Source organism: Actinoplanes teichomyceticus ATCC 31121 (assembly GCF_003711105.1).
GTDB classification, from domain to species: domain Bacteria; phylum Actinomycetota; class Actinomycetes; order Mycobacteriales; family Micromonosporaceae; genus Actinoplanes; species Actinoplanes teichomyceticus.
Map to the genome: position 1 here is coordinate 8,164,339 of NZ_CP023865.1, position 21,494 is coordinate 8,185,832.

Genomic DNA, 21,494 nt, shown 5'->3' on the forward strand with positions numbered 1-21,494 from the left:
GGGCACGACGCGACACAGGAGTGTCAGACCCGGCGGCACGGGTCCTCGCGCACGGGTGACACCGGCCCGCCGTTGGAGACACCGGGCGCGCCGGCTGTCGCCGTCCGCAGCGGACCGTCAGGTCAGAAGCTGCACGGTACGGGCGACCGCCGCCGCGATCAGCACCGCGAACAGCAGGGCGCATCCGGCGATCTGCTTGGCGGTGCGGTGCGGCAGTTTCGCGTACGCCAGGACGAACGCCGCCGCGGCGCCGGCCGCGAGCCCGCCGAGGTGCCCCTCGATCGAGATGCCCGGCACGCCGAACGTGAAGATCAGGTTGGTGACCAGCAGGGGGACCAGCGTGCTGGTGTCCAGCGACAACCGCCGGTTCACGATGATCATTGCGATGACCAGGCCGAACGTGGCGGTCGAGGCGCCCGCCGCGGCCTGGGCGGGCGGCTGCAACGCGTACGCCGCGACGTTGCCGCCGAGGCCGGAGAGCAGGTAGAGCGCGACGAAGCGGGCCGGCCCCAACCGGCTTTCCAGGTACGTCCCGAGCTGCAGCAGCAGTGACATGTTGAGCAGCAGGTGCACCAGGCCGTAGTGCAGGAACATCGCGGTGACCAGGCGGTACCACTCACCCTCGGCGATGCCGTGCACGGTCCCGTCGGTGTAGAGCACGCGGCCGATCACCTCGCCCGCGTCGGTGACCGGGGTGCTCGCGCCCAGCACGTTGAAGATGCCGCCGGCGCCGGCCAGCGCACGGGGGCCGCCGAGGACCGCGGAGAGCGCCATGACCGCGATGTTCAGCCCGATGATGGTCTTGACGGCGTACCCGGCACGGCCAGCGGCGACGCTCCCGCCGAACGCGGTGAGCGCCTGCCGCTGGCTACGCCGTCCGTCCTTGACGCAGTCCGGGCACTGGAAGCCGACCGCCGCGTCGTTCATGCACGACGTGCAGATCGACCGGTCGCACCGGCTGCATCGGAGCAAGGTCTCCCGGGACGGGTGTCGATAGCACACCGGCGCGGTGGAGGGAGCCTCGCTCATGGCACCAAAGGTACCGTGAGCGCTCAGGCGCGCTCGATCTCCACCCGCTCGATCACGACGTCCTCGCGGGGGCGGTCGCCGGGGCCGGTCGGGGTGTTCGCGATCGAGTCGACGACCTTGGCCGACTGCTCGTCCGCGACCTGGCCGAAGATGGTGTGCCGGCGGTTCAGGTGCGGGGTCGGCGCGACCGTGATGAAGAACTGCGAGCCGTTGGTGCCGGGGCCCGCGTTCGCCATCGCCAGCAGGTACGGGCGGTCGAACGACAGCTCCGGGTGGAACTCGTCGCCGAACTGGAAGCCCGGGCCGCCACGGCCGGTGCCGGTCGGGTCGCCCATCTGGATCATGAAGCCGGCGATCACCCGGTGCGAGATGGTGCCGTCGTAGTACGGACCGGTGCCCTGCTGACCGGTACGCGGGTCGGTGTACGCCTTCGTGCCCTCGGCCAGCTCCACGAAGTTGCGGACGGTCTGCGGGGCGTGGTCCGGGAACAGCTGGAGCCGGATCGGACCATGGTTGGTGTGCAGGGTGGCGTAAATCGTCTCGGCCACGGGTACTCCCGTCTGCGGTGTTTGGGAACAGTTCTCGTCAAGTCGGATCCTCCCCCATGTGTCTGATCCGGCCGCGCGGGGGTACCCGAGAAGGCAACATGAGCTGGGAATAGACCACAGGAGGTGGCACTGGTGTTCGCAACGATGCGCCGTAAGCGCCGGACTGCGCGGATGCGTGACGAGCTCGGTCAGGGCATGGACCACTTCAAGCGCGCCGCTACGATCGCCGCCCAGGAGACCAGCGCGACCGTCGGGCCCCGGTTCAACGCCGCGGTCGGGCGCGTCCAGCCGGCCGCGGAGCGGGCCAAGGGCGCGGCGACGCAGGGCTGGGACAGCGCGCTGGCGACGCTGACCCCGCTGGTCGCCGCGGCGGCCGACAACGTGCGGCAGGCCGGCAAGACCGGCAAGGACAACGTGCGGCAGGCCGGCAAGGCGGGCAAGAAGGTCTCCAAGCGCGAGCTCAAGGCCGAGCGCAAGCGTGCCGACAGGATGCAGCGCAAGGCCGAGAAGGCGCTCAGCCGCAAGCGCGGCCGGGGCAGCAAGCTCGCCGGGTACGCCCTGCTGGGCACCGCCCTCGGCGTCGGCGCCGCGTGGTACGCCAAGCGCCGTGACCAGGCGCAGTGGGAGGAGTACGACGCCGCGCCCAACCCGACGCCGGCCGCCGGCGCCGACGACGCGGCGTTCGAGCCGCTGGAGCCCACCGTCTACACCACGTCCAACGGCACCTCGACCGAGCAGGCCGGGAAGGTCAACCCGCCGATGTAGCGCTACCGGCCGGCCCGCCGCGGATCCAGGAGCGGGCCGGCCGGCAGCAGCGCGATCAGCTCGGCCGGCACCGGGACCGGTCGCACGTCCGGGTAGCCGAGCTTGCCCAGCAGGTCCCGGCTCGCCAGCGGGTACGCCCACCCGGCGTCGGTGACCACCTGGACCGCCCCGCCCGGCGACGTCACCACGGCGCCCCGGCCACGGGCCACGTGCACCGCGTCGGCGCGGCTGTCGGCGGCCGGTGCGCTCCCGGACGGGTACACCGGGTCGAGCCGTACGCTCGCCGGCCCGTCCGCCGGGCGGGTGACGCACGCCCGTACCGGGGAATCGGCGATCCGGGGCACCGCGGGCGGCAACCCGGCGGCGAAGCCCGGACCGCGCCCGGCCGGCGGCAGCCGGAGGAACTCCGCGCCCACCGGGCTGGCCGGACCCAGCAGCCGGGCCTGCATCTCGGTGACCGCGGCGATCCCGTCCGCCATCACCACCGCGAACTGCGCGCCCGAGTCGGTCAGCACCTCACCCACCCGGTGGCCGGGCGCCGCGGACGGGCTGCCCGCGCCGGGCACCACCGGCGCGATCAGGTCCGGACCGGCCGGCACCGCGTCGATCCAGGCGGCCGCGACCGGCCACGGCGTGCGCCCGTACCAGCCCAGCGCCCGCATCGTGGGGTCCGTGCGGCCGGCCGGGAGCTGGAAGCGGCGGCCGTCGTGGACCAGGAAGGTGCGGTCGGCCGGATCGCGGACCAGCAGTGCCCGGTCGGTGACCGGCGCGTCCGGGGTCGTCCCGACCAGCAGCGTGCCGCGCGGGGCGCCGGTCGCCGCGTCGGTGCAGACCGTCCAGGCCCCGCCGAGCAGACTGTCCGCGGGTGGCAGCCAGTCCGGGGCGTCCGGGATGCCGAGCGGCGCGCCCAGCGGCACACCGGCCAGCTTCCCGGCCGTGACCGCCGCGACCCGCGGGCTCTCGCCGGTGGCCAGCAGCAGGCCGGACGTGTAGTTGAGCACCGGGTGCAGGCGGCGGTCCGTCTCCAGGTAGACGTAGCGGGCGCCGGAGCGGCGGTCCAGCAGCACCACGGACGGATCGGTGGGCTCGGCCCGCCCGGCGCCGGTCAGCATCCCGTACCCGGCCAGGACCCCGGCCGCCAGCGCGGCGATCAGCACGCCGGCCAGCACGGCCGCCCCGGAGCGGCGCAGCGGCGGCCGGCGCGGGTCGGCGTCGTGCGCGATCAGCGCCCCGACCAGCCGCTCCACCGCGAACTGCTGGGACCGCAGCTCATCCTGACGCGACGACACCCCGCCACCTTAACGGCGGATGTCGATATCTTCAGAGCCAGCCGTTACGGCGGAACGCCCGGTACAGCACCACGGTGACCACCGCGAGCAGGGCCATCAGGCCGGGATAGCCGTACCGCCAGTGGGTCTCCGGCATGTACTCGAAGTTCATGCCGTACACGCCGGCCGCGGCGGTCCACGCGGTGGCGATGCCGGCCCAGGCGGCGATCTTGCGCATGTCGTTGTTCTGGTCCACCGTGACCTGGGCCAGGCGCGCCTGCAGGATCGAGTTGAGCAGGTCGTCGTAGGAGGAGACCTGCTCGACCGTACGGGTCAGGTGGTCCTGCACGTCGCGGAAGTAACGCCGGATCTCCTTGGGCACCACACCCTGGCTGGCGATGATCCCGGCGAGCGGCCGCTGCAACGGCACCACCGCCCGGCGGAACTCCACCAGCTCCCGCTTGAGCTGGTAGACCTGCTGGATCGGGGCGCTGCGGTCCCGGGAGAACACGCCCTCCTCGATGAGGTCCAGATCCGCCTCGACCTGCTCGGCCACCTCCAGGTAGTGGTCGACCACGCGGTCGGTCACGGCGTACGCGACCGCCCACGGCCCCTGCTCCAGCAGGGCCGCGCGCTGCTGCTCCAGGTCGGCCCGGACCGGCGACATCCCGGAGGCGTCACCGTGCCGGACGGTGATCACGAAGCGGTCACCGATGAAGATCATCATCTGCCCGGTCTCGACCACCTGGGAGCTCTCGGTCAGCTCCTGGTGCGGTACGTACCGCGCGGTCCGCAGCACCAGGAAGTGCACGTCGCCGAACTGCTCCAGCTTGGGCCGCTGCTGGGCCTTGACCGCGTCCTCCACGGTCAGCTCGTGCAGCCCGTAGGTGCGCGCGATGTCGGTCATCTCCCGCTCGGACGGCTGGTGCAGGCCGAGCCAGACGAACGCGTCGTCACGCCGGCGTACCTCGTCGAACGCCCGGTCCGGGGTGAACTCGCCGGGAATCCGCCGGCCGGCCACGTAGACCCCGCAGTCGACCACCGCGCTGCCATCCGGGCCGGTGTCACCGTGGCTGCGAGTGGTGTCGGTCGCGCCGAGGAGCCGGTTCACCGCGCCGGCCCAGGCCTTGGACAGCGGCCGGCCGCGGTTCCACGCACCGTTCTCGCGTTCGCTCATGCCAGCCTCCCCCGGTGGACCCCGACAAACCAGTCGAGGCTACGCCGTCAGGCCGGGCAGAAGTACGGCCGGGCGGGCCGCCGTGAGGTCGGCGGGGGGTCGGACGCACGGGGCCCACCCGGACAGGCCCTTGGTTCCCCGACCGGCCCGGGTGGAAACCCGTTTCTCAGGCGCGCACCTCGTCGATGGCCGCGGCGAGCCGGCGGACACCCTCGTCGATCTGGTCCACGGTGACCGCCGAGTACGCCAGGCGCACCGAGTGGTGGCCGCCCTCGAGCAGGAAGTCGCTGCCCTTGACGATCGCGACGCCCTTCTTCATGGCCGCCGGGAACAGCTTGTCCACATGCACATCGGCGGGCAGGTCGACCCAGAGGAAGTAGCCGCCGTCCGGCTCGGTGAAGGTGGCGCCGGGGATGTGCTCGCGGATCGACGCGGCCAGCACCCGGGCCCGCTCGCTCAGCGCCGCGCTGACCGTCCGGATCGACCTGTCGATGTCGCCGGAGACGCAGAACTGGTGCACGATCGCCTCGGAGACCATGCCCGGGGAGATGTAGAGGTTGGTCGCCTTCTTCGCGATCGCGTCGATCAGCGCGGCCGGGCCGACCAGGTACCCGACGCGGACGCCGGGGCAGACCGTCTTGGTGAAGCTGGACGCGTGCACCACCACGTTGTTGGTGTCCATCGACAGCATCGAGGGCAGCGGCTCGCCGCGGAACCGGATGTCCACGTACGGGTCGTCCTCGAAGATGATGAACTCGTACTGCTCGGCGAGGGCGAGCAGGGCGCGCCGCTTCTCCTCGGAGAGCGTCAGACCGGCCGGGTTCTGGTAGTTCGGGATGATGTGCGCCAGCTTCGGACGGACCCCGGACTCCAGCAGGCCGCGCAGCTCGTCGACGTCGATGCCGTCCGGCCGCAGCGTCACCTGGTGCACCTTGGCGCCGAGGTTCTGCAGGTTGAGCAGGGTGCGGTCGTAGGTCGGCCGCTCCACGACCACGTCGTCGCCGGGATGCACCAGGTGGCCGAAGAGGAACGCGTCGGCCTGCAGCGAGCCGTTGGTGACGATGACCTGGTCCGGCGACACGCCGTGCTTGTCGGCGATCCACTGGCGCAGCGGGACGTAACCGACGGACGTGCCGTAGGCGGTCACACCGGCCGGATCGGCGTCGAAAGCGCGCGCTGCGGCGGCCTTCAAGCCTTCCACGTCGACGATGTCCAGCGACGGAGCACCACGGGCGAACGAGATGAGCTGCTCAGCGGTCATGGTGCCAGCTTAGAAGCACGCTCTGTACCATTTTCCCGGCGGCCCGCCGAAGTCCATCCGGCGGTGACCGCGCGCGGTCCGGCGGAGGTGAACGGTAGGTATCCTTCCGGGGCACACCCCTTTTCCGTTGGAAGGAACCACCCCATGATCGGTCTGGTGCTTGCCGCCGGCGCCGGGCGCCGCCTGCGCCCGTACACGGACACGCTGCCCAAGGCGCTGGTCCCGGTGGACGGGGAGACCACGATCATGGACATCTCCCTGCGCAACCTCGCCGCGGCCGGGATGACCGACGTGACCGTCGTCATCGGCTACTGCGCGAACGCGGTCCAGGAGCGCAAGGAGCGCTTCGAGGAGAAGTACGGTGTGAAGATCTCCCTGGTGCACAACGACAAGGCCGAGGAGTGGAACAACGCCTACTCGCTGTGGCTGGCGCGGGACCACTTCGCGCAGGGCGCGCTGATGGTGAACGGGGACACCGTGCACCCGATCAGCGTGGAGCACACCCTTCTCGCCAACCGGGGCCCGAGCATCCTGCTCGCCGTGGACACCGTGAAGCAGCTGGCCGACGAGGAGATGAAGACCGTCTTCAATGAAGATGGCCAGCTGACGAAAATCACGAAGCTGATGGACCCGGCGCAGGCGTACGGCGAGTACATCGGCGCCAACATCATCGAGGCGTCCGCCGCGTCCGCGCTGGCCGACGCGCTCAAGGCGACCTGGGAGCGCAATCCCGACCTGTACTACGAGGACGGCTTCCAGGAGTACGCGAACCGTGGCGGCGAGGTCCGGGCGGCCGAGATCGGGCGGGTCGACTGGGTCGAGGTGGACAACCACGACGACCTGGCCAAGGCCCGGGACATCGCATGCCGCTACTAGCCCGTAGCGTCCAGACCCCGCTGCACATCGACGTGCGGCGGGGCGCCGTCGCGGACCTCGGCCGGATCCTCGCGGACGGCCGGATCTCCGCGGGCGGCGACGTGGCCGTGGTCGTCGGCCCGGGGATCGGCGAACAGATCGTCGACCTGCTGCGCCCCTCGCTGCAGTCGGCGAGCGTCTACGTCACCGCCGGCGGCACCCTGGACGCCGCGCTGGAGCTGGCCGACAAGCTGCGCTCCGGGCACTTCGACGCGGTGGTCGGCATCGGCGGCGGCAAGACCGTGGACACCGCGAAGTACGCCGCCAGCCGCTGGGGCCTGCCGATGGTCTCGGTCGCCACCAGCCTGGCCAACGACGGCATCGCCTCGCCGGTGGCCAGCCTGATCAACGACGGGATCAAGGGATCGTACGGGGTGCACATCCCGTTCGGCGTGATCGTCGACCTGGACTTCGTGGAGAACGGGCCGGAGCGGGTCAACCGGGCCGGCATCGGCGACGTGATCAGCAACATCAGCGCGCTGGCCGACTGGGAGCTGGGCCGCCAGGTCCGCGGCGAGCCGGTCGACGGCATCGCCGCCTCGCTGGCCCGGATGGGCGCCGAGGCGATCCTCGCCATGCCCGGCGACATGAGCGACGACGCGTTCGTCACCGTGCTGGCCGAGGCGCTGATCTCCAGCGGGCTGGCGATGGCGGTCAGCGGGAGCAGCCGGCCGTGCAGCGGCGGCTGCCACGAGATCATCCACGCCACCGATTCGCTCTTCCCGAACACCGCCTCGCACGGCGAGCTGGCCGGTCTCGGCGCGCTGTTCTGCACGTTCCTGCGCGGGGACGAGCGCCGCTTCGGCCAGATGGCCGACTGCCTGGCCCGGCACCAGCTGCCCCGGACGCCGGGGGACGTCGGGCTGGACGCCGAGCAGTTCACCCGGATCATCGAGTTCGCCCCGCGGACCCGCCCGGACCGCTACACCATCCTGGAGCATCTGGCGATGACGCCGGACGAGACCCGTCGAAGGCTGGCCGACTATGAGTTCGCCCTCGCGTCCCGCTGAGCCGGGACACCGGCCCACCGCCGCCGACTACTACGCGGTCAACCGCGGCGGCGGGCTGTTCAGCGAGGCGGTCAGCCAGCGGATCGGGGCGCAGCTCGCCGTCTTCGCGTACCGCAACCGGCTCAGCCCGACCGTGATGACCATCGGCAACCTGGGCATCGGCTGTCTCACCTCGTTCGTGGTGATCGCGGCGGCCGGCCCGGTCGCCGCGGGCAGCGGGTTCGGCTGGCTGGTCGGTCTGCTGGCGCTGCTCGGCTGGCAGCTGGCGTACGCGTTCGACTGCTCCGACGGCCAGCTGGCCCGGGTGACCGGCCAGACCAGCGCGGCCGGCGGCCGGCTCGATGTGCTCTGCGACGTGGCCGTGCAGTCCGCCCTGGTCGCCGCCCTCTCGGCGACGGCCAAGGCGCAGGAGCCGGACACCCCGGCCTGGCTGCTCGCCGCGTTCGCGGCGACCTGGATGGTCAACCTGGTCACCTCGGTGATGCAGCACGGTGAGCAGGCGTCCAGCATGGTGACCAGCCGGTCGCTGCCGGTCCGGGCGGTGAAGCTGGTCCGCGACTACGGCGCGGTGATCGCCGTGGCCGGCGTGCTGCTGACCGTGGCGCCGCAGTGGACGGTCTGGTTCGTCGCGCTGTTCACCCTGGTCAACGGCGGCTTCCTGGCCGCCAGCATCGCGTTCGCCGGCCGCGCCGCGCTGCGCGGTTAGACCCGGACCGGGATCGCCGACGAGGCGCCGAGGAGCTTTCCGTCCGCGGACAGCGCCTCGGCCACCACGTACTCCACGGTGCCCGCGACGGTCAGCGTGGTCGAAGGCGGGGGCACGCGAGCGTTCCCCCTCCGCCGGAATCACCTCTCCGTGCGCTGTGCGTCCGCGATCGTCGCGGCATAGACCTCGATCAACCGCCGGGTGAGCACGTCCGGGTGGAAGTGGCGCAGGTACCGCTCCCGGGAGGCGGCCGCCGCCGCGGCGGCGCCGTCGCGGGCGGCCGGCAGCGCGGCGGCGAGCGCCGCCGGATCCGGTGCGGCCAGCCAGCCGGCCGCGTCCGGGCCGTTCCCGATCAGGTACGGCACCCCGCCCACCGCCGTCCCGAGCACCGCCCGCCCCGCGGCCATCGCCTCGAGGATCACCGTGGGCAGCACGTCCTCCCAGGTGGGCACGGCCACCACGACCGCCGCCGCGCGCCGCGCCGCGGTCATCCCGGCCCGGTCCAGCGGGCCCAGGTAGGTGATGTCCGAGCGCTCCGCGGCGGCCCGCTCGGCCAGGTGACGCAACTCCCCGTCGCCGGCGATGCGCAGCGGTCCCAGCGCTCCCTCCGGGTGCCGCCGCCAGGCGTCCAGCAGCAGGCCGAGGCCCTTCTCCGGGGAGAGCCGGGCGCCGTAGAGGAAGCCCTCGCCGAGCGGTTCGGGCCGCCCCGGGTCGGGCAGGCCGTTCGGCTTGATCACGATCCGGTCGGCCGGGATGCCGTAGTCGGCCAGGTGCGCGGCGATCTTGTCGGTGAGCGCGATGTAGCGGTCCACCGAGCGCCAGGTCGGCCGGTGCACGGCCAGCGTGGTCGCCATGATCGCGCTCTGCGCCGCCGAGCCGCGGTAGCACCGGTTCCGGATCGCCGGCCAGCCGAGCAGCTTGCCCCGGCAGTCCCGGCAGTTGTGCCCGTCCCGGAAATACAGCCCGGAGGAGCAGACCTGCCGGTAGTTGTGGACCGTCTGGATCACCGGGACGCCGTGCTGGTGCGCGGTCCGGATCACCCACGGCGACAGCAGCGGATACGGGTTGTGCAGGTGCAGCACGTCCGGTCGCTCCACCGCGATCAGCCGCTCCAACGCCTGCTGGGCCTCCGCGCCGTAGATCGGGCTGATCGGCAGCAGCGCCTTGCGCGCCGCCGACAGCGAGCCGATCGAGTCCGAGCTGCGCTGGAACGGCACGACCTGCAGACCGGCCGCGCGCAACTGCTCGATCTCGGTGTCGACGATGACGTTCTCCCCGGACGGGATCGCCTCGCGGTACCGGTTGTGTGCTACCACCACCTTCACGGTCGCAAACGCTACCGTGAGGGTGTGCCCGAACTCCCCGAGGTCGAGGCGCTCGCTGCTTACCTGCGTGAGCGTGCGGTCGGCCATACCGTGCAGCGCTTCGAGGTCTCCTCGTTCAGCGCCCTGAAGACGTACGATCCGGCGCCCGCCACGATGACCGGCCTGCCGATCACCTCGGCCGGCCGGCACGGCAAGTTCCTGGACATCGGCATCGGCCCCGACGTGCACCTGGTCGTGCACCTGGCCCGGGCCGGCTGGCTGCACTACCGCGACGCGTTCAAGTCGCCCGCCCCGCTCAAACCGGGCAGCGGGCCGATCGCGATCCGGGTCCGGCTCGACGACGGCTCCGGATTCGACCTGACCGAGGCCGGGACGCAGAAGTCGCTGGCGGCGTACCTGGTCCGCGATCCGGTGACCGAGGTGCCCGGCGTGTCACGGCTCGGGCCGGACGCGCTGGCGGTCACCCGCGACGAGTTCGCCACCCTGATCAGGTCACGCAACGGGCAGGTCAAGGGGGTGCTCACCGACCAGGAGGTGATCGCCGGGATCGGCAACGCGTACTCCGACGAGATCCTGCACGTCGCGCGGATGTCGCCGTTCGCCCTCACCGGGAAGCTCACCGACGAGCAGGTCACCTCGTTGTACCAGGCGATGCGCGAGGTGGAGAGCGACGCCGTGCAGCGGTCGGTCGGGCAGCGGGCGGCCGAGCTCAAGGGCGAGAAGCGGGCCGGGATGCGGGTGCACGCCCGCACCGGCCTGCCCTGCCCGGCCTGCGGGGACACCGTGCGTGAGGTCTCCTTCGCCGACAAGAGCCTGCAATATTGCGCTACCTGTCAGACCGGCGGGAAACCGCTCGCCGATCGCCGCCTGTCCAAGTTGGTCCGGTGAAGGCCGCCACCATTCGGTTACGGAAAGTGCCGGTAAGGATTGCTACCACAACGTCACCTTCTCTCCGGCCGATCCATCGGTATAGTGGCCCGGTCCCTGGACACCGTTGTGACGCGAACGGGTATCGGCGGACCCGCCGACGGTCGCGAGGTCGTGGCGGTGCGTAATCTTTTTCCGGATGCGGGAGGACGTAGGCGAAGTGACGACTAGCCTGCATCGCCCAACGACCGACAGCAGCCGGAGTAAACCCGTGCGGTACGACAGCTTCGAGTGGCCGCAGCAGCAACAGCAGCCACCGAGCAACGGTGTCCCCCGGTCGGCGTGGAACCGGCAGCACCGCCGACTCTCCCGCTGGCACCGGCCGTACACCGCCGTACTGGTCATTCTCGACCTGCTCTCCACCCTCGCGGCCAGCAAGATCGCCGACGTGTTCATCGAGAAGTCCAAGAGCGGCTTCCTCGGCAAGAGCTGGTGGTTCCTGCAGGGCACCGACCTCTTCAGCTTCTTCGCCTACCTGGTGCTGCCGCTCGGCTGGCTGCTGCTGCTGTGGGGCAACGGCAGCTACGACCGCCGCTACCTGGGCCTGGGCAGCGAGGAGTTCAAGCGGATCGTGCGCACCTCGGTCACCGTGGTGGCCGCGGTGTCGCTGCTCGCCTTCGCCACCAAGACCGACCTGTCCCGGGCCACGGTCGGCGTGGTGTCGCTGCTCGCCCTGGTGCTGATCCTGCTCTGCCGGGTCACCGCGCGGCAGATCCTGCACGTCGCCCGGCGCCGCACCGGGCACGGTGCACACCGGATGATCCTGGTCGGCACGCTGCCCGAGGCGCTCGAGGTGTACACGGCCGTCACCCGCAGCCCGGCCGCCGGCCTGATCCCGGTCGCCATCCACATCACCGACGGTTACGCCTCGGCCCGCGGGATCGAGACCCCGGTGCCGGTCTACGCCGGCCGTGACGTGCTCTCGCTGGTCCGTGAGGTCGGCGCGGACACCATCGCGGTCTGCGGCTCGGCCAGCGCCGAGCCCGGCGAGCTGCGCCGCCTGGCCTGGCAGCTGGAGGGCACCGGCGTCGACCTGGTGGTCGCCCCGCAGCTCACCGACATCGCCGGCCCGCGCGTGCACATCCGCCCGATCGAGGGCCTGCCGCTGCTGCACGTCGAGGAGCCGACCCTCTCCGGCCCCGGCTGGCTGGTCAAGAATCTGCTCGACCGGGTCGCCGCCGGTATCGGCCTGATCCTGATCAGCCCGATCCTGCTGTTCATCGCGCTGGGCATCCGGCTCTCCGACCCCGGGCCGGTGTTCTTCCGGCAGACCCGGGTCGGCCACGACGGCCGGACCTTCCAGGTCTGGAAGTTCCGGACGATGTATGTGGACGCCGAGGAGCGCAAGGCCACGCTGGAGGAGCTCAACGAGTCCGACGGCATGCTCTTCAAGATGAAGCACGACCCGCGGATCTTCTCCTTCGGCGCGAAGCTGCGGGCCACCTCGCTGGACGAGCTGCCCCAGCTGATCAATGTGCTCAAGGGCGAGATGTCGCTGGTCGGCCCGCGTCCGCTGCCCGCCGACGACGGCGACTACCTCGGCGACGTCCGGCGGCGGCTGCTGGTCCGCCCGGGCATCACCGGCCTGTGGCAGGTGTCCGGCCGCTCCGACCTGTCCTGGGACGAGGCGGTCCGGCTGGACCTGTACTACGTCGACAACTGGTCGCTGACCTACGACCTGAGCATCCTCTGGCGCACCATCTGGGTCGTGCTGAAGCGCAAGGGCGCGTACTGAGCGGTCCGCCCCGTCCGCACGGCCCCTTCGCGCTGAACGCGGCCCGGCACGCTGAACGGGGTCCGGTGCGCGGGCCCCGGTCCGGTGCGCTGAACCTGGTCCGGCACGCTGAACGCGGTTTGCCGCGCTGAACCCCCGTCCGCCGCGCTGAGCGTGGTCCGGCGCCCGGACGCGCCCGCCGCCTGCCGACCGGCGGTTTTCCACAGGACGCCACGGGGGCATGGCGCCGCGGCGCCGGAGGCGTCAGGATCTGTGCCGTGGCCGGGCAGATCGGAAGTGTGCTGGCGGTGGCCGCCGTGCTCGCGGCGCTGGCCGCCGCGGTCGTGGCGGTGCTGCGGCTGCGGGCCCGGCGCGGGATCGCCACGACCATGCAGCGCGCCACCTACGACGTGCTGCACACCGCGTCGCTGGCCGCCGAGCCGCTGCGGGCCGGGCTCACCCCGGCCACCGCGACCAAGGCCGCGCGGCCGCTGCGCACCCTGGTCGGCGCGGTCGGGCTCAGCATCGCGGACGACGAGCGCTGCCTGGCCTTCGACGGGCGCGGCGGCCACCACACCGACCAGCTGACGGCCGCGGCCCGGCGGGCGCTGAGTGCCCGCCGGTCGATCGTGCTCACCGCCGCGGATCTGCCCTGCGACCGGGTCGACTGCGTGGTCCGCGGCGCGGTCGTGGCGCCGCTTCCGGACGCCGACGGCGCCGCCACCGCGGCCCTGGTGGCGGTGGCCGACGAACCGCCGGCCCCGGGCCTGGTCCAGGCGACCCTGGAGACCGCCCGCTGGGCCGGTTCGCAGCTCGCCCTCGCCGAGCTCGACTCGTCCCGGGAACGACTGGCCCGGGCCGAGGTGCGGGCGCTGCGCGCGCAGATCAGCCCGCACTTCATCTACAACGCGCTGACCGCGATCGCCTCGTTCGTGCGCACCGACCCGGAGCGGGCGCGCGAGCTGATCCTGGAGTTCGCCGAGTTCACCAGGTACTCGTTCCGGGCCCACGGCGAGTTCACCACGCTCGCCGAGGAGCTGCGCTCGATCGATCGCTACCTGACCATCGAGCGCGCCCGGTTCGGCGACCGCCTGCAGGTCCGGCTGCAGATCGCGCCCGAGGTGCTCCCGGTCGGCCTGCCGTTCCTCTGCCTGCAGCCGCTGGTGGAGAACGCGGTCCGGCACGGCCTGTCCCGCAAGCCCGGCGTCGGTATGGTGCACATCGAGGCCCGTGATGCCGGCGCCGAGTGCCACATCACGGTGGAGGACGACGGGGTCGGCATGGACCCGTCGGTCTTCGGCCGGGACAGCCCGGACGGCGAGGACGGCCAGCACGTCGGCCTGGTCAATGTGGACGAGCGCCTCCGATCGGTGTTCGGCGACCATCACGGCCTGGTCGTCGAGACCGCCCCCGGCGCGGGTACGAAGGTGAGTATGCGAGTGCCGAAGTTCCACCCCCAGGTGCGGGCATGAGTCTCGTCGTGCTCGCGGTCGACGACGAGCCCCCCGCCCTGGACGAGCTGGCCTACCTGCTGAACGCGGACGATCGGGTGGCCCACGTGCACCGGGCCGGGGACGCCACCGAGGCGCTGCGCGTGCTGCGCGACACCGAGGTGGACGCGGTCTTCCTGGACATCCGGATGCCCGGCCTGGACGGCATGGAGCTGGCCCGGATCCTGCGCCGCTTCGCGCATCCACCGGCGATCGTGTTCGTCACCGCCTACGACGACGGCGCGGTGGACGCGTTCGACCTGGGCGTGACCGATTACGTGCGGAAACCGGTGCGGGCCGAGCGGCTGGGCGAGTCGCTGCGCCGGGTGGCCGGGCTGCGGACGGTTCCGGCTCCGCCCGTCGTGCCGGACGAGCCGGCCATCCCGGTCGAGCTGGCCGGCACCACCCGGATGCTCCCGCGCTCCTCGGTGCGGTGGGTGGAGGCGCAGGGCGACTATGCCCGGCTGCACACCTCGGACGCCTCCCATCTGGTCCGGGTCTCGCTCGCCACGCTGGCCGAGCGCTGGGCGGATGCCGGTTTCGCGCGGATCCACCGGTCCTACCTCGTCCAGTTGCGGCTGGTCACCGAGTTGCGGCTGACCGGGTCGGGTTACGTGGTCGCGGTCGACGGCGTGGAGCTCCCGGTCAGCCGCCGCCACACGCGCGAGCTCAAGGACCGGCTGATCCGCGCCGTCAAGCACGACTGGACACGCTGATCCACAGGATTATCCACAGCTCCACAGGCTTCTCCACAGAGTTATCCACAGGCCGTCGGGGATAATTCAGCACTCTGCGTGCCCGGGCGGCAGCGCATTGCCAGGCCGCGCGGGTCAGCCGGAGCGTCCACGAAGGGCGGTGCGCCGCCCGGCTCCCGGATGACGGGCCCCATCTCCACACTTCGTTCACAACTCCATCGCCGGCTCTCCGCGACCGGTCAATAGGCTGCTGCCACGCGGCTCGGCCGGTGGGTCACGGGGACGCACCGGCCGTGGCCCGCGACACCGCGAGGAGCCGTGCGTGCACGGGCGGCTCGACCGCGAGCCATCCGTGCACGCGCGGGTGGCGGCCTGGGACCGGCGGGAGCACATCGAGGAGGCACGGCGTGGAGACGACCGAACGGCGCGTACTCGTCGTCGAGGACGAGCGGGCCATCGCCGACGCGGTGGCCGCCCGCCTGCGCGCCGAGGGCCTGCGGGTGCAGATCGTCGGGGACGGTCCGAGCGCGGTCGAGGCGGCCCGGCACAACCCGCCGGACGTGATCGTCCTGGACGTGATGCTGCCCGGCTTCGACGGTCTCGAGGTGTGCCGCCGGATCCAGGCCGAACGCCCGGTCCCGGTGCTGATGCTGACCGCCCGCGGCGAGGAGACCGATCTGCTGGTCGGCCTCGCGGTCGGCGCCGACGACTACATGGCCAAGCCGTTCTCCATGCGGGAACTGGCGGCCCGGGTGCACGCCCTGCTGCGCCGGGCGAACAAGGCCGCGATGATCGGTCACCCGGCGCCGCGGCCCGGTCCGCCCACGTTGCGGTTCGGCGATCTGGAGATCAACCAGTCCGAGCGCCGGGTGCTGCGGGCCGGCGCCGAGGCGCACCTGACCCCCACCGAGTTCGACCTGCTGGTGCACCTGGCGCGGACGCCGCGCACGGTACTGCCCCGGGAGCGGCTCCTGGCCGAGGTGTGGGGCTGGGCGGACGTCTCCGGCACGCGCACCGTCGACAGCCACATCAAGGGTCTGCGCCGCAAGCTGGGCGCGGACCTGATCCGTACGGTGCACGGTGTCGGCTACGCCCTGGAGGTCGACCGATGACGGCTCCGGTGATGCAGGTCGTGCACGACGTGGCGGCCCGGCTGTTGCGCTGGCTGCCGCGACCGCTGGACCCGGTGCGCTCGATCAAGGCCAAGCTGTCGCTCGCGCTGGGCTTCGCCGGCGGTGTCGGCCTGCTGGTGTTCCTGTGGAGCATCGACTTCTACCGGGTGGACCTGCTCTGGGTCGGCATCGCGGCCGCGCTGGGCCTGGCCACCCTGCAGGTGATGGCGCACGGCGCGACCATCCCGCTGCGCGAGATGACGGTCGCGGCCCGCGCGATGGCGCGCGGCGACTACACCCGCCGGATCCGGACCCGGTCGCAGGACGAGGTGGGCGAGCTCGCCGACGCCTTCAACCAGATGGCCGCGGATCTGGCGGCCGCGGATCGGCAGCGGCGCGAGCTGATCGCGAACGTCTCGCACGAATTGCGTACGCCGATCACCGCGCTCCGCGGCGTTCTCGAGAACGTCGTGGACGGCGTGGCCGGCACCGACCCGGAGACCATGCGCACCGCCCTGGCGCAGACCGAGCGGCTCAGTCGCCTGGTCGGTGACCTGCTCGACCTGTCCCGCCTGGACGCCGGTGTGGTGCCGTTGCGCCGCGATCTGATCAACGTGCCGGAGTTCCTGGACGAGGTGGTCCGCGAGGCGAAGGTCAACGCCGACGGCACCGGGCAGGACGTGCGTTACCGGGTGGCCGCTCCGGCGCTGGTGCTGCCCGGCGACCGGGAGCGGCTGCACCAGGTCTTCGCCAACCTGCTCGACAACGCGGCCCGGCACAGCCCGCCCGCCGGTCTGGTCACGCTGCGCGCCGAGCGGCACGGCGAGCACGTGCTGTTCGCGGTCACCGATCAGGGCGCCGGCATCCCGGTCGCCGACCGGGAGCGGGTCTTCGAACGCTTCACCCGCGGTGAGCGGCCGAGCGGGGGCGGCACCGGACTGGGGCTGGCCATCGCCCGCTGGGTGGTGCAGCTCCACAGCGGAACGATCGCCGTGGTCGAGCCGACCGAACAGCGGGGTTGTCACATCCAGGTTCGCCTACCGCTCTAGGGCGCCGCGCCGCGCGGAGAACCCGAGAGCGAGAGACCCGAGAGGCGGGAGACGCCATGTCCACGGCACCACCAGCCGCACCGCAGGAACAAAACATTACAAAAGGTCAGACGCGCGGGCCGGGCGCCCGGCGCTGGGGCGGCCGGCTGCCGGGGCCGCCGCGACCGGCCACTCCCGGCACCGTCGCCGCGGTCGCCGCGGCCACCCTGGTCGCCGCCCTCAGCCTGCCACTGGACGAACCGGGCGTGGGCTGGCTGATCACCGCGGGCGCCGCCGCGCTCGCCGTGCTGGTGGCCCGGCCGGTGGCGTCCGCCGGCCCGCCGCCGACGCCGGTGGCCCGGGCGCGCTGGGACCGGCTGGCGTGGGGTACGGCCACGGTCGCGCTGGCCGGGGTCGGCACCCTCCGGGCCGCCGGCTGGCTGTTCGCCCTGTGCCTGCTCACCGCCACGCTCACCGGCGCGCTGGCGATCGGGGCCGCGCGGTCGATGCGGGCGGTCGTCGTGACGTACCTGATGGCTCCGGCGGCCGTGCTGCGCGCCGCGCCCTGGCTGGTGCTCGGCCTGACGCGGATGCGGCGGGCCGGACGCGGCCCGGCGCCGGCCCGGATGATCGCCACCACGATGGTCTCGGTCGCCCTGCTCGCGGTGTTCGGCATGCTGTTCGTCTCGGCCGACGCCGCCTTCGCGAAGCTGTTCGCGGCGGTGCTGCCGGACCTGCGGGTGGACAGCGTGGTCCGCTGGGTGTTCATCTGCTGCCTGGCCGCCCCGGCGCTGGGCGGAGCGGCCTATCTGCGGGCCGCCCCGCCGGACCTGTCCGATCTCGACCGCACGCAGGGCCGCGCGGTGGGCCGGTGGGAGTGGGCCGTACCGCTGGGCCTGCTGGCGGCGCTGTTCGCGGCGTTCGTCGCGGTGCAGCTGGCCGTGCTCTTCGGCGGCGAGCGGCACGTGCTGACCACGGCCGGGCTGACCTACGCCGAGTACGCCCGCGGCGGCTTCTGGCAGCTCTGCGCCGTCATCGGGCTGACCCTGGTGGTGCTGGCCGGGGCGGCCCGCTGGGCGCCGCGGCAGACGACCGGCGACCGGGCGGTCTTCCGCGCCGTCCTCGGCTCGCTGACCCTGCTCGCCCTGGTCATCGTCGCCTCCGCGCTGGTCCGCATGCAGGTGTACATCGACACCTACGGCCTGACCCGGCTGCGCCTGCTGGTCGCCTGCTGCGAGGTGTGGTTCGGGGTGGTCCTGATCCTGGTCCTGCTGGCCGGGATCCGGACCCGGGCGCCGTGGCTGCCCCGGGCCGCGATCGCAGCCGGGGTGCTGGCCCTGCTCGGCCTGGCCGTGGCGAACCCGGACGCCCTGATCGCCCGCGATCAGGTGCACCGGCCGGCCGGCCGGATCGACGTCGCGTACCTGTCCGGCCTGTCGGCCGACGCGGTGCCGGAGATCGCCGAGCTGGCCGACGCGCAGGACCGCACCTGCGTGCTGTACCGGCTCGGCCTGCGCCTGGGCGAGGGGGAGTGGCGGTCCTGGAATCTGGGCCGCTCGGCCGCCCGGGACGTGATCGGCGACGACCCGCACCCGATCAACCCCGGTGAATGCTCGACATCGCGGTACGGCTATTGACATTCCGCCCGGGGCGGCGAGACTGCCGGACATGTCCGACGAACCGCCGCCCCCGCGCATCCGGGTGGTGCTGGGCGACGCCGCGGCTCGCCGCCGGGCCGCCGACCCGGCGCGCACCGATCTCGCCGAGCAGACCCCGGTCGGCGAGGCCCTGGTACGCGGTCTGGTCCGCGCCCAGCTGGCCCTGGCGCTGCGGCTGTCACTGGTGGTGGTGACCGGGCTGGGCGCGCTGCCGCTGCTGTTCGTGGCGGCGCCCGCGCTGGGCCGGCTGGAGGTCTTCGGGATGCACCTGCCGTGGCTGCTGCTGGGCCTGCTGTCCTTCCCGTTCCTGGTGCTGGTCGGCGTGGCGTACGTACGCTGGGCGGAACGCAACGAGCAGGATTTCACCGCGCTGATCCGGCGGCCGGAACGGTGAATCCCTACCTGATTCCGGGCCTGGTCGTGGTCGTCCTGGTGACCGTGTCGATCGGCGCGTACGGCCTGCGCTTCGCCCGCACCACATCGGACTTCCTGGTCGCCTCCCGCTCGGTCAGCCCGTCCTGGAACGCCGCCGCGATCAGTGGCGAGTACCTCTCCGCCGCCTCCTTCCTCGGCGTGGCCGGCCTGGTCCTGCGCTACGGCGTCGAGGTGCTCTGGTACCCGGTCGGGTTCGCCGCCGGCTATCTGGCGCTGCTGCTGTTCGTGGCGGCTCCGCTGCGCCGCTCCGGAGCCTTCACGCTGCCGGACTTCTGCGAGGTCCGGCTGGGCTCCACCCGGTTGCGCCGGCTGGCCACCGCGTTCGTGCTGTTCATCGGCTGCCTCTACCTGCTTCCCCAGCTGCAGGGCGCGGGCCTGACCTTCGCCACCGTCACCGGCGGCTCGTACGCCTGGGGCGCGTTGCTGATCGGCGTGGTGGTCACCGGGAACGTGGCGTTCGGCGGGATGCGCGCGATCACCTTCGTGCAGGCCTTCCAGTACTGGTTGAAGCTGACCGCGCTGGCCGTGCCGATCATCTTCCTGATCCTGCACTGGCAGAGCGACGGGCGGCCGGCGGTGACGCCACCGGCCGGCGCGGTCTTCCCGGCCGCGACCAGCGTGACGATCGAACGGGACGCGGTGCTGGGCGGGGTCGGCCCGGTCACCGCGGGGCAGACGCTGCACTTCGCGGCCGGCGACCCGGTGCCGCGGGTGAGCACGGTGGATGCCCGGTTCGGTGCCGACTGGCTGCTGCCCGGTGGCGAGGGCGGGCTGTTCGGCACGTACTCGCTGATCCTGGCGACGTTCCTGGGCACGATGGGGTTGCCGCACGTGCTGGTGCGGTTCTACACGAACCCGGACGGCGCCTCGGCCCGGCGCACCACGCTGGTCGTGCTGGCCATGGTCGGGCTGTTCTACCTGCTGCCCACCCTCTACGGCGTGCTGGGCCGGATCTACACCCCGCAGCTGCTGATGACCGGGCGCACCGACGCGGTGGTGCTGCTGCTGCCGGAAGCGGCGCTGGGCGGCGGCCATCTGGGACGGCTGCTCGGCGCGCTGGTCACCGCGGGCGCCCTGGCGGCGTTCCTGTCGACCTCCTCGGGGCTGCTGACCAGCGTCGCCGGGGTGATCTTCACGGACGTGCTGCGGCCCGGGCGGTCCGGCTCGGTGCGCGACTTCCGGCTGGCCACGCTGCTGGCCGCGGTCGTACCGATGACCATGGCGGTGTTCGTGTCCGGGTTGGACGTCTCACGTGTGGTGGGCCTGGCGTTCGCGGTGGCCGCGTCGAGCTTCTGTCCGCTGCTGGTGCTGGGCATCTGGTGGCGGGGGCTGACCGCCGCCGGGGCGACCGCGGGCATCCTGGTCGGTGGCGGGGCGGCGGTGGTGGCGGTGCTGGTCACCGTGCTCGGCGCGGAGCTGCCCAGCGGGCTCGCCGAGTTCATCGGGCAGCCGGCGGCCTGGACCGTGCCGCTGGCGTTCCTGGTGATGGTCGTGGTCTCGCTGCTGACCGCCCGCCGGGTGCCCCCGGACGTGGGGGCGACGATGTTGCGCCTGCACGCGCCCGAGTCGCTGCGGAGCTGACACATTTAAGGATCTTTAAGGTACGTCCCTCGGCCGCCGGCCGTCCGGCGCGCGTAGTTACCGGCATGAGACCACGCAGAAGTGCATACAGGCGGCCGGGCAGCGGACTGACCGGGCGCAACCGCAAGGTCGTCATCGCGCTGGCGGCAGCCGCCCTGGCCGGCGGCGCGCTGGCCGTCGGCACCGGGATGAGCAACGCCTCCACCACCTGTGACGGCCTGGACCGGTCGCTGCGGGAGAACCAGGCGTTCATGGCCGAGCAGCGCGCGCACCGTACCGCGCAGACCGACGCGATCCTGCGGAACCGCCAGGCCGTGGTCGATCTGATCAACGTGCAACGCCGGCAGGCCGGCTGCGGTGGCGACATCGCCGCCCCGGCCGCTCCGGCGACCACCGCTCCGACGGCGGAACCGGGCGGCACCGCGCCCACCGGGAAGCCGACCACCGCCCCGACGCGGCAGCCCACCGGCGCGCCGGCCGGGGGCACGGCCGGGACCGGCGCCGGCGAGGTGGTCTGCAAGGGCTCGACCGTGACCCTCTCCGGCGAGGCCGGCGCGCCGTTCGCCTCCAGCGGCACCTTCCCGGTCGGCACCCGCCTCAGGGTGACGAACCTGGACAACAACAAGAGCATCACGGTGACCGTGCAGACCACGTCGGGCAGTTGCGTGCTGCTCAACAACGCGGCCTTCGAGCAGGTTCGCGAGCCGGGCAAATTCCTGATCCGGAAGGCGGTGATCGAACGCGTGGGCTGACCGGGCCGGGTGTTCCGCGTTTCCCCCGTTTCGCCGCGGAACACCCGGGCCCGATCGGGCGCGGAAATGCGCGCCGTATTTCTGTGACGCAGCAAAGA

General features: G+C 72.5%; 20 protein-coding genes. 14 read left to right on the top strand and 6 right to left on the bottom strand.

All coding sequences use genetic code 11. The features are described from left to right. Positions 1-117: 117 nt before the first annotated feature. Positions 118-1,029 carry a rhomboid family intramembrane serine protease gene (locus ACTEI_RS36070; protein ID WP_122981732.1) on the bottom strand — a complete coding sequence of 304 codons (912 nt, stop codon included), beginning with the start codon at positions 1,027-1,029 and terminating at the stop codon, positions 118-120. A gap of 23 nt (positions 1,030-1,052) precedes the next feature. After that, positions 1,053-1,577, bottom strand: coding sequence for a peptidylprolyl isomerase (locus tag ACTEI_RS36075; protein ID WP_122981733.1), 525 nt, complete (start codon positions 1,575-1,577; stop codon positions 1,053-1,055). A gap of 171 nt (positions 1,578-1,748) precedes the next feature. On the opposite strand from ACTEI_RS36075, the gene ACTEI_RS36080 reads away from it, so the two are divergent. Then, positions 1,749-2,342 (top strand): hypothetical protein, encoded by a 594-nt coding sequence (locus tag ACTEI_RS36080; RefSeq protein ID WP_164466251.1) that lies wholly within the window; start codon positions 1,749-1,751, stop codon positions 2,340-2,342. A 2-nt stretch (positions 2,343-2,344) separates the two neighbouring features. Here ACTEI_RS36080 and eccB read toward each other — a convergent pair whose 3' ends face one another. The 3 genes from eccB to ACTEI_RS36095 all read right to left on the bottom strand — a co-directional run bounded on the left by eccB (position 2,345) and on the right by ACTEI_RS36095 (position 6,048). Next, on the bottom strand, positions 2,345-3,631 hold the full coding sequence (gene eccB, locus ACTEI_RS36085) for a type VII secretion protein EccB (RefSeq protein WP_122981734.1): 1,287 nt from the start codon (positions 3,629-3,631) through the stop codon (positions 2,345-2,347). 31 nt (positions 3,632-3,662) lie between these two features. After that, positions 3,663-4,787: a magnesium/cobalt transporter CorA gene (corA, locus tag ACTEI_RS36090; RefSeq protein WP_122981735.1), complete on the bottom strand. Its 1,125-nt coding sequence runs from the start codon at positions 4,785-4,787 to the stop codon at positions 3,663-3,665. A gap of 166 nt (positions 4,788-4,953) precedes the next feature. Further along, on the bottom strand, positions 4,954-6,048 hold the full coding sequence (locus tag ACTEI_RS36095; protein WP_122981736.1) for an aminotransferase-like domain-containing protein: 1,095 nt from the start codon (positions 6,046-6,048) through the stop codon (positions 4,954-4,956). 144 nt (positions 6,049-6,192) lie between these two features. On the opposite strand from ACTEI_RS36095, the gene ACTEI_RS36100 reads away from it, so the two are divergent. The 3 genes from ACTEI_RS36100 to ACTEI_RS36110 are packed head-to-tail and all read left to right on the top strand — an operon-like array spanning position 6,193 to position 8,679. After that, positions 6,193-6,924 carry a phosphocholine cytidylyltransferase family protein gene (locus ACTEI_RS36100; RefSeq protein WP_122981737.1) on the top strand — a complete coding sequence of 244 codons (732 nt, stop codon included), beginning with the start codon at positions 6,193-6,195 and terminating at the stop codon, positions 6,922-6,924. Further along, the gene (locus ACTEI_RS36105) at positions 6,912-7,973 is read left to right on the top strand and encodes an iron-containing alcohol dehydrogenase family protein (protein ID WP_122981738.1); all 1,062 of its coding nucleotides are present in this window, start codon (positions 6,912-6,914) and stop codon (positions 7,971-7,973) included. Before ACTEI_RS36100 ends, ACTEI_RS36105 begins: the two co-directional genes overlap by 13 nt. Further along, complete coding sequence (locus tag ACTEI_RS36110) at positions 7,948-8,679, top strand: CDP-alcohol phosphatidyltransferase family protein (RefSeq protein ID WP_122981739.1); 732 nt, start codon at positions 7,948-7,950, stop codon at positions 8,677-8,679. The genes ACTEI_RS36105 and ACTEI_RS36110 overlap by 26 nt, the downstream gene beginning before the upstream one ends. Before the next feature lie 140 nt (positions 8,680-8,819). Here the strand turns inward: ACTEI_RS36110 and ACTEI_RS36115 are convergent, their stop codons facing one another. After that, a complete protein-coding gene (locus tag ACTEI_RS36115; RefSeq protein WP_122981740.1) occupies positions 8,820-10,004 on the bottom strand; it encodes a glycosyltransferase in 1,185 nt (394 codons plus the stop codon). A gap of 24 nt (positions 10,005-10,028) precedes the next feature. Here ACTEI_RS36115 and ACTEI_RS36120 point away from each other — a divergent pair, with 24 nt between their 5' ends. From ACTEI_RS36120 to ACTEI_RS36165, 10 genes are all read left to right on the top strand, one after another. After that, positions 10,029-10,892 (top strand): Fpg/Nei family DNA glycosylase, encoded by an 864-nt coding sequence (locus tag ACTEI_RS36120; protein ID WP_122981741.1) that lies wholly within the window; start codon positions 10,029-10,031, stop codon positions 10,890-10,892. A 178-nt stretch (positions 10,893-11,070) separates the two neighbouring features. Then, a complete protein-coding gene (locus ACTEI_RS36125; RefSeq protein ID WP_122981742.1) occupies positions 11,071-12,666 on the top strand; it encodes a sugar transferase in 1,596 nt (531 codons plus the stop codon). 257 nt (positions 12,667-12,923) lie between these two features. After that, positions 12,924-14,117 (top strand): sensor histidine kinase, encoded by a 1,194-nt coding sequence (locus tag ACTEI_RS36130; protein ID WP_122981743.1) that lies wholly within the window; start codon positions 12,924-12,926, stop codon positions 14,115-14,117. Continuing rightward, positions 14,114-14,851, top strand: coding sequence for a LytR/AlgR family response regulator transcription factor (locus ACTEI_RS36135; RefSeq protein ID WP_122981744.1), 738 nt, complete (start codon positions 14,114-14,116; stop codon positions 14,849-14,851). Before ACTEI_RS36130 ends, ACTEI_RS36135 begins: the two co-directional genes overlap by 4 nt. A gap of 386 nt (positions 14,852-15,237) precedes the next feature. Then, complete coding sequence (locus tag ACTEI_RS36140) at positions 15,238-15,942, top strand: response regulator transcription factor (protein ID WP_122981745.1); 705 nt, start codon at positions 15,238-15,240, stop codon at positions 15,940-15,942. Continuing rightward, positions 15,939-16,991 (top strand): HAMP domain-containing sensor histidine kinase, encoded by a 1,053-nt coding sequence (locus ACTEI_RS36145; RefSeq protein WP_239082201.1) that lies wholly within the window; start codon positions 15,939-15,941, stop codon positions 16,989-16,991. The genes ACTEI_RS36140 and ACTEI_RS36145 overlap by 4 nt, the downstream gene beginning before the upstream one ends. A gap of 56 nt (positions 16,992-17,047) precedes the next feature. Continuing rightward, positions 17,048-18,607 (top strand): DUF4153 domain-containing protein, encoded by a 1,560-nt coding sequence (locus tag ACTEI_RS36150; RefSeq protein ID WP_122981747.1) that lies wholly within the window; start codon positions 17,048-17,050, stop codon positions 18,605-18,607. Positions 18,608-18,638: 31 nt separating this feature from the next. Beyond that, the gene (locus ACTEI_RS36155) at positions 18,639-19,022 is read left to right on the top strand and encodes a hypothetical protein (RefSeq protein ID WP_122981748.1); all 384 of its coding nucleotides are present in this window, start codon (positions 18,639-18,641) and stop codon (positions 19,020-19,022) included. Continuing rightward, on the top strand, positions 19,019-20,644 hold the full coding sequence (locus ACTEI_RS36160) for a sodium/solute symporter (RefSeq protein ID WP_122981749.1): 1,626 nt from the start codon (positions 19,019-19,021) through the stop codon (positions 20,642-20,644). The genes ACTEI_RS36155 and ACTEI_RS36160 overlap by 4 nt, the downstream gene beginning before the upstream one ends. Before the next feature lie 65 nt (positions 20,645-20,709). Further along, entirely contained in the window at positions 20,710-21,396 is a 687-nt protein-coding gene (locus tag ACTEI_RS36165; protein WP_122981750.1) for an RlpA-like double-psi beta-barrel domain-containing protein, read from the top strand. The last annotated feature ends 98 nt before the right edge of the window (positions 21,397-21,494 follow it).

Coding starts and splice junctions, on each gene's coding strand:
- ACTEI_RS36070 (WP_122981732.1), bottom strand. CDS start 1,029: ATGAGCGAGGCTCCCTCCACCGCGCCGGTGTGCTATCGACACCCGTCC.
- ACTEI_RS36080 (WP_164466251.1), top strand. CDS start 1,749: ATGCGTGACGAGCTCGGTCAGGGCATGGACCACTTCAAGCGCGCCGCT.
- corA (WP_122981735.1), bottom strand. CDS start 4,787: ATGAGCGAACGCGAGAACGGTGCGTGGAACCGCGGCCGGCCGCTGTCC.
- ACTEI_RS36095 (WP_122981736.1), bottom strand. CDS start 6,048: ATGACCGCTGAGCAGCTCATCTCGTTCGCCCGTGGTGCTCCGTCGCTG.
- ACTEI_RS36100 (WP_122981737.1), top strand. CDS start 6,193: ATGATCGGTCTGGTGCTTGCCGCCGGCGCCGGGCGCCGCCTGCGCCCG.
- ACTEI_RS36105 (WP_122981738.1), top strand. CDS start 6,912: ATGCCGCTACTAGCCCGTAGCGTCCAGACCCCGCTGCACATCGACGTG.
- ACTEI_RS36110 (WP_122981739.1), top strand. CDS start 7,948: ATGAGTTCGCCCTCGCGTCCCGCTGAGCCGGGACACCGGCCCACCGCC.
- ACTEI_RS36125 (WP_122981742.1), top strand. CDS start 11,071: ATGCGGGAGGACGTAGGCGAAGTGACGACTAGCCTGCATCGCCCAACG.
- ACTEI_RS36135 (WP_122981744.1), top strand. CDS start 14,114: ATGAGTCTCGTCGTGCTCGCGGTCGACGACGAGCCCCCCGCCCTGGAC.
- ACTEI_RS36145 (WP_239082201.1), top strand. CDS start 15,939: ATGACGGCTCCGGTGATGCAGGTCGTGCACGACGTGGCGGCCCGGCTG.
- ACTEI_RS36150 (WP_122981747.1), top strand. CDS start 17,048: ATGTCCACGGCACCACCAGCCGCACCGCAGGAACAAAACATTACAAAA.
- ACTEI_RS36155 (WP_122981748.1), top strand. CDS start 18,639: ATGTCCGACGAACCGCCGCCCCCGCGCATCCGGGTGGTGCTGGGCGAC.
- ACTEI_RS36165 (WP_122981750.1), top strand. CDS start 20,710: ATGAGACCACGCAGAAGTGCATACAGGCGGCCGGGCAGCGGACTGACC.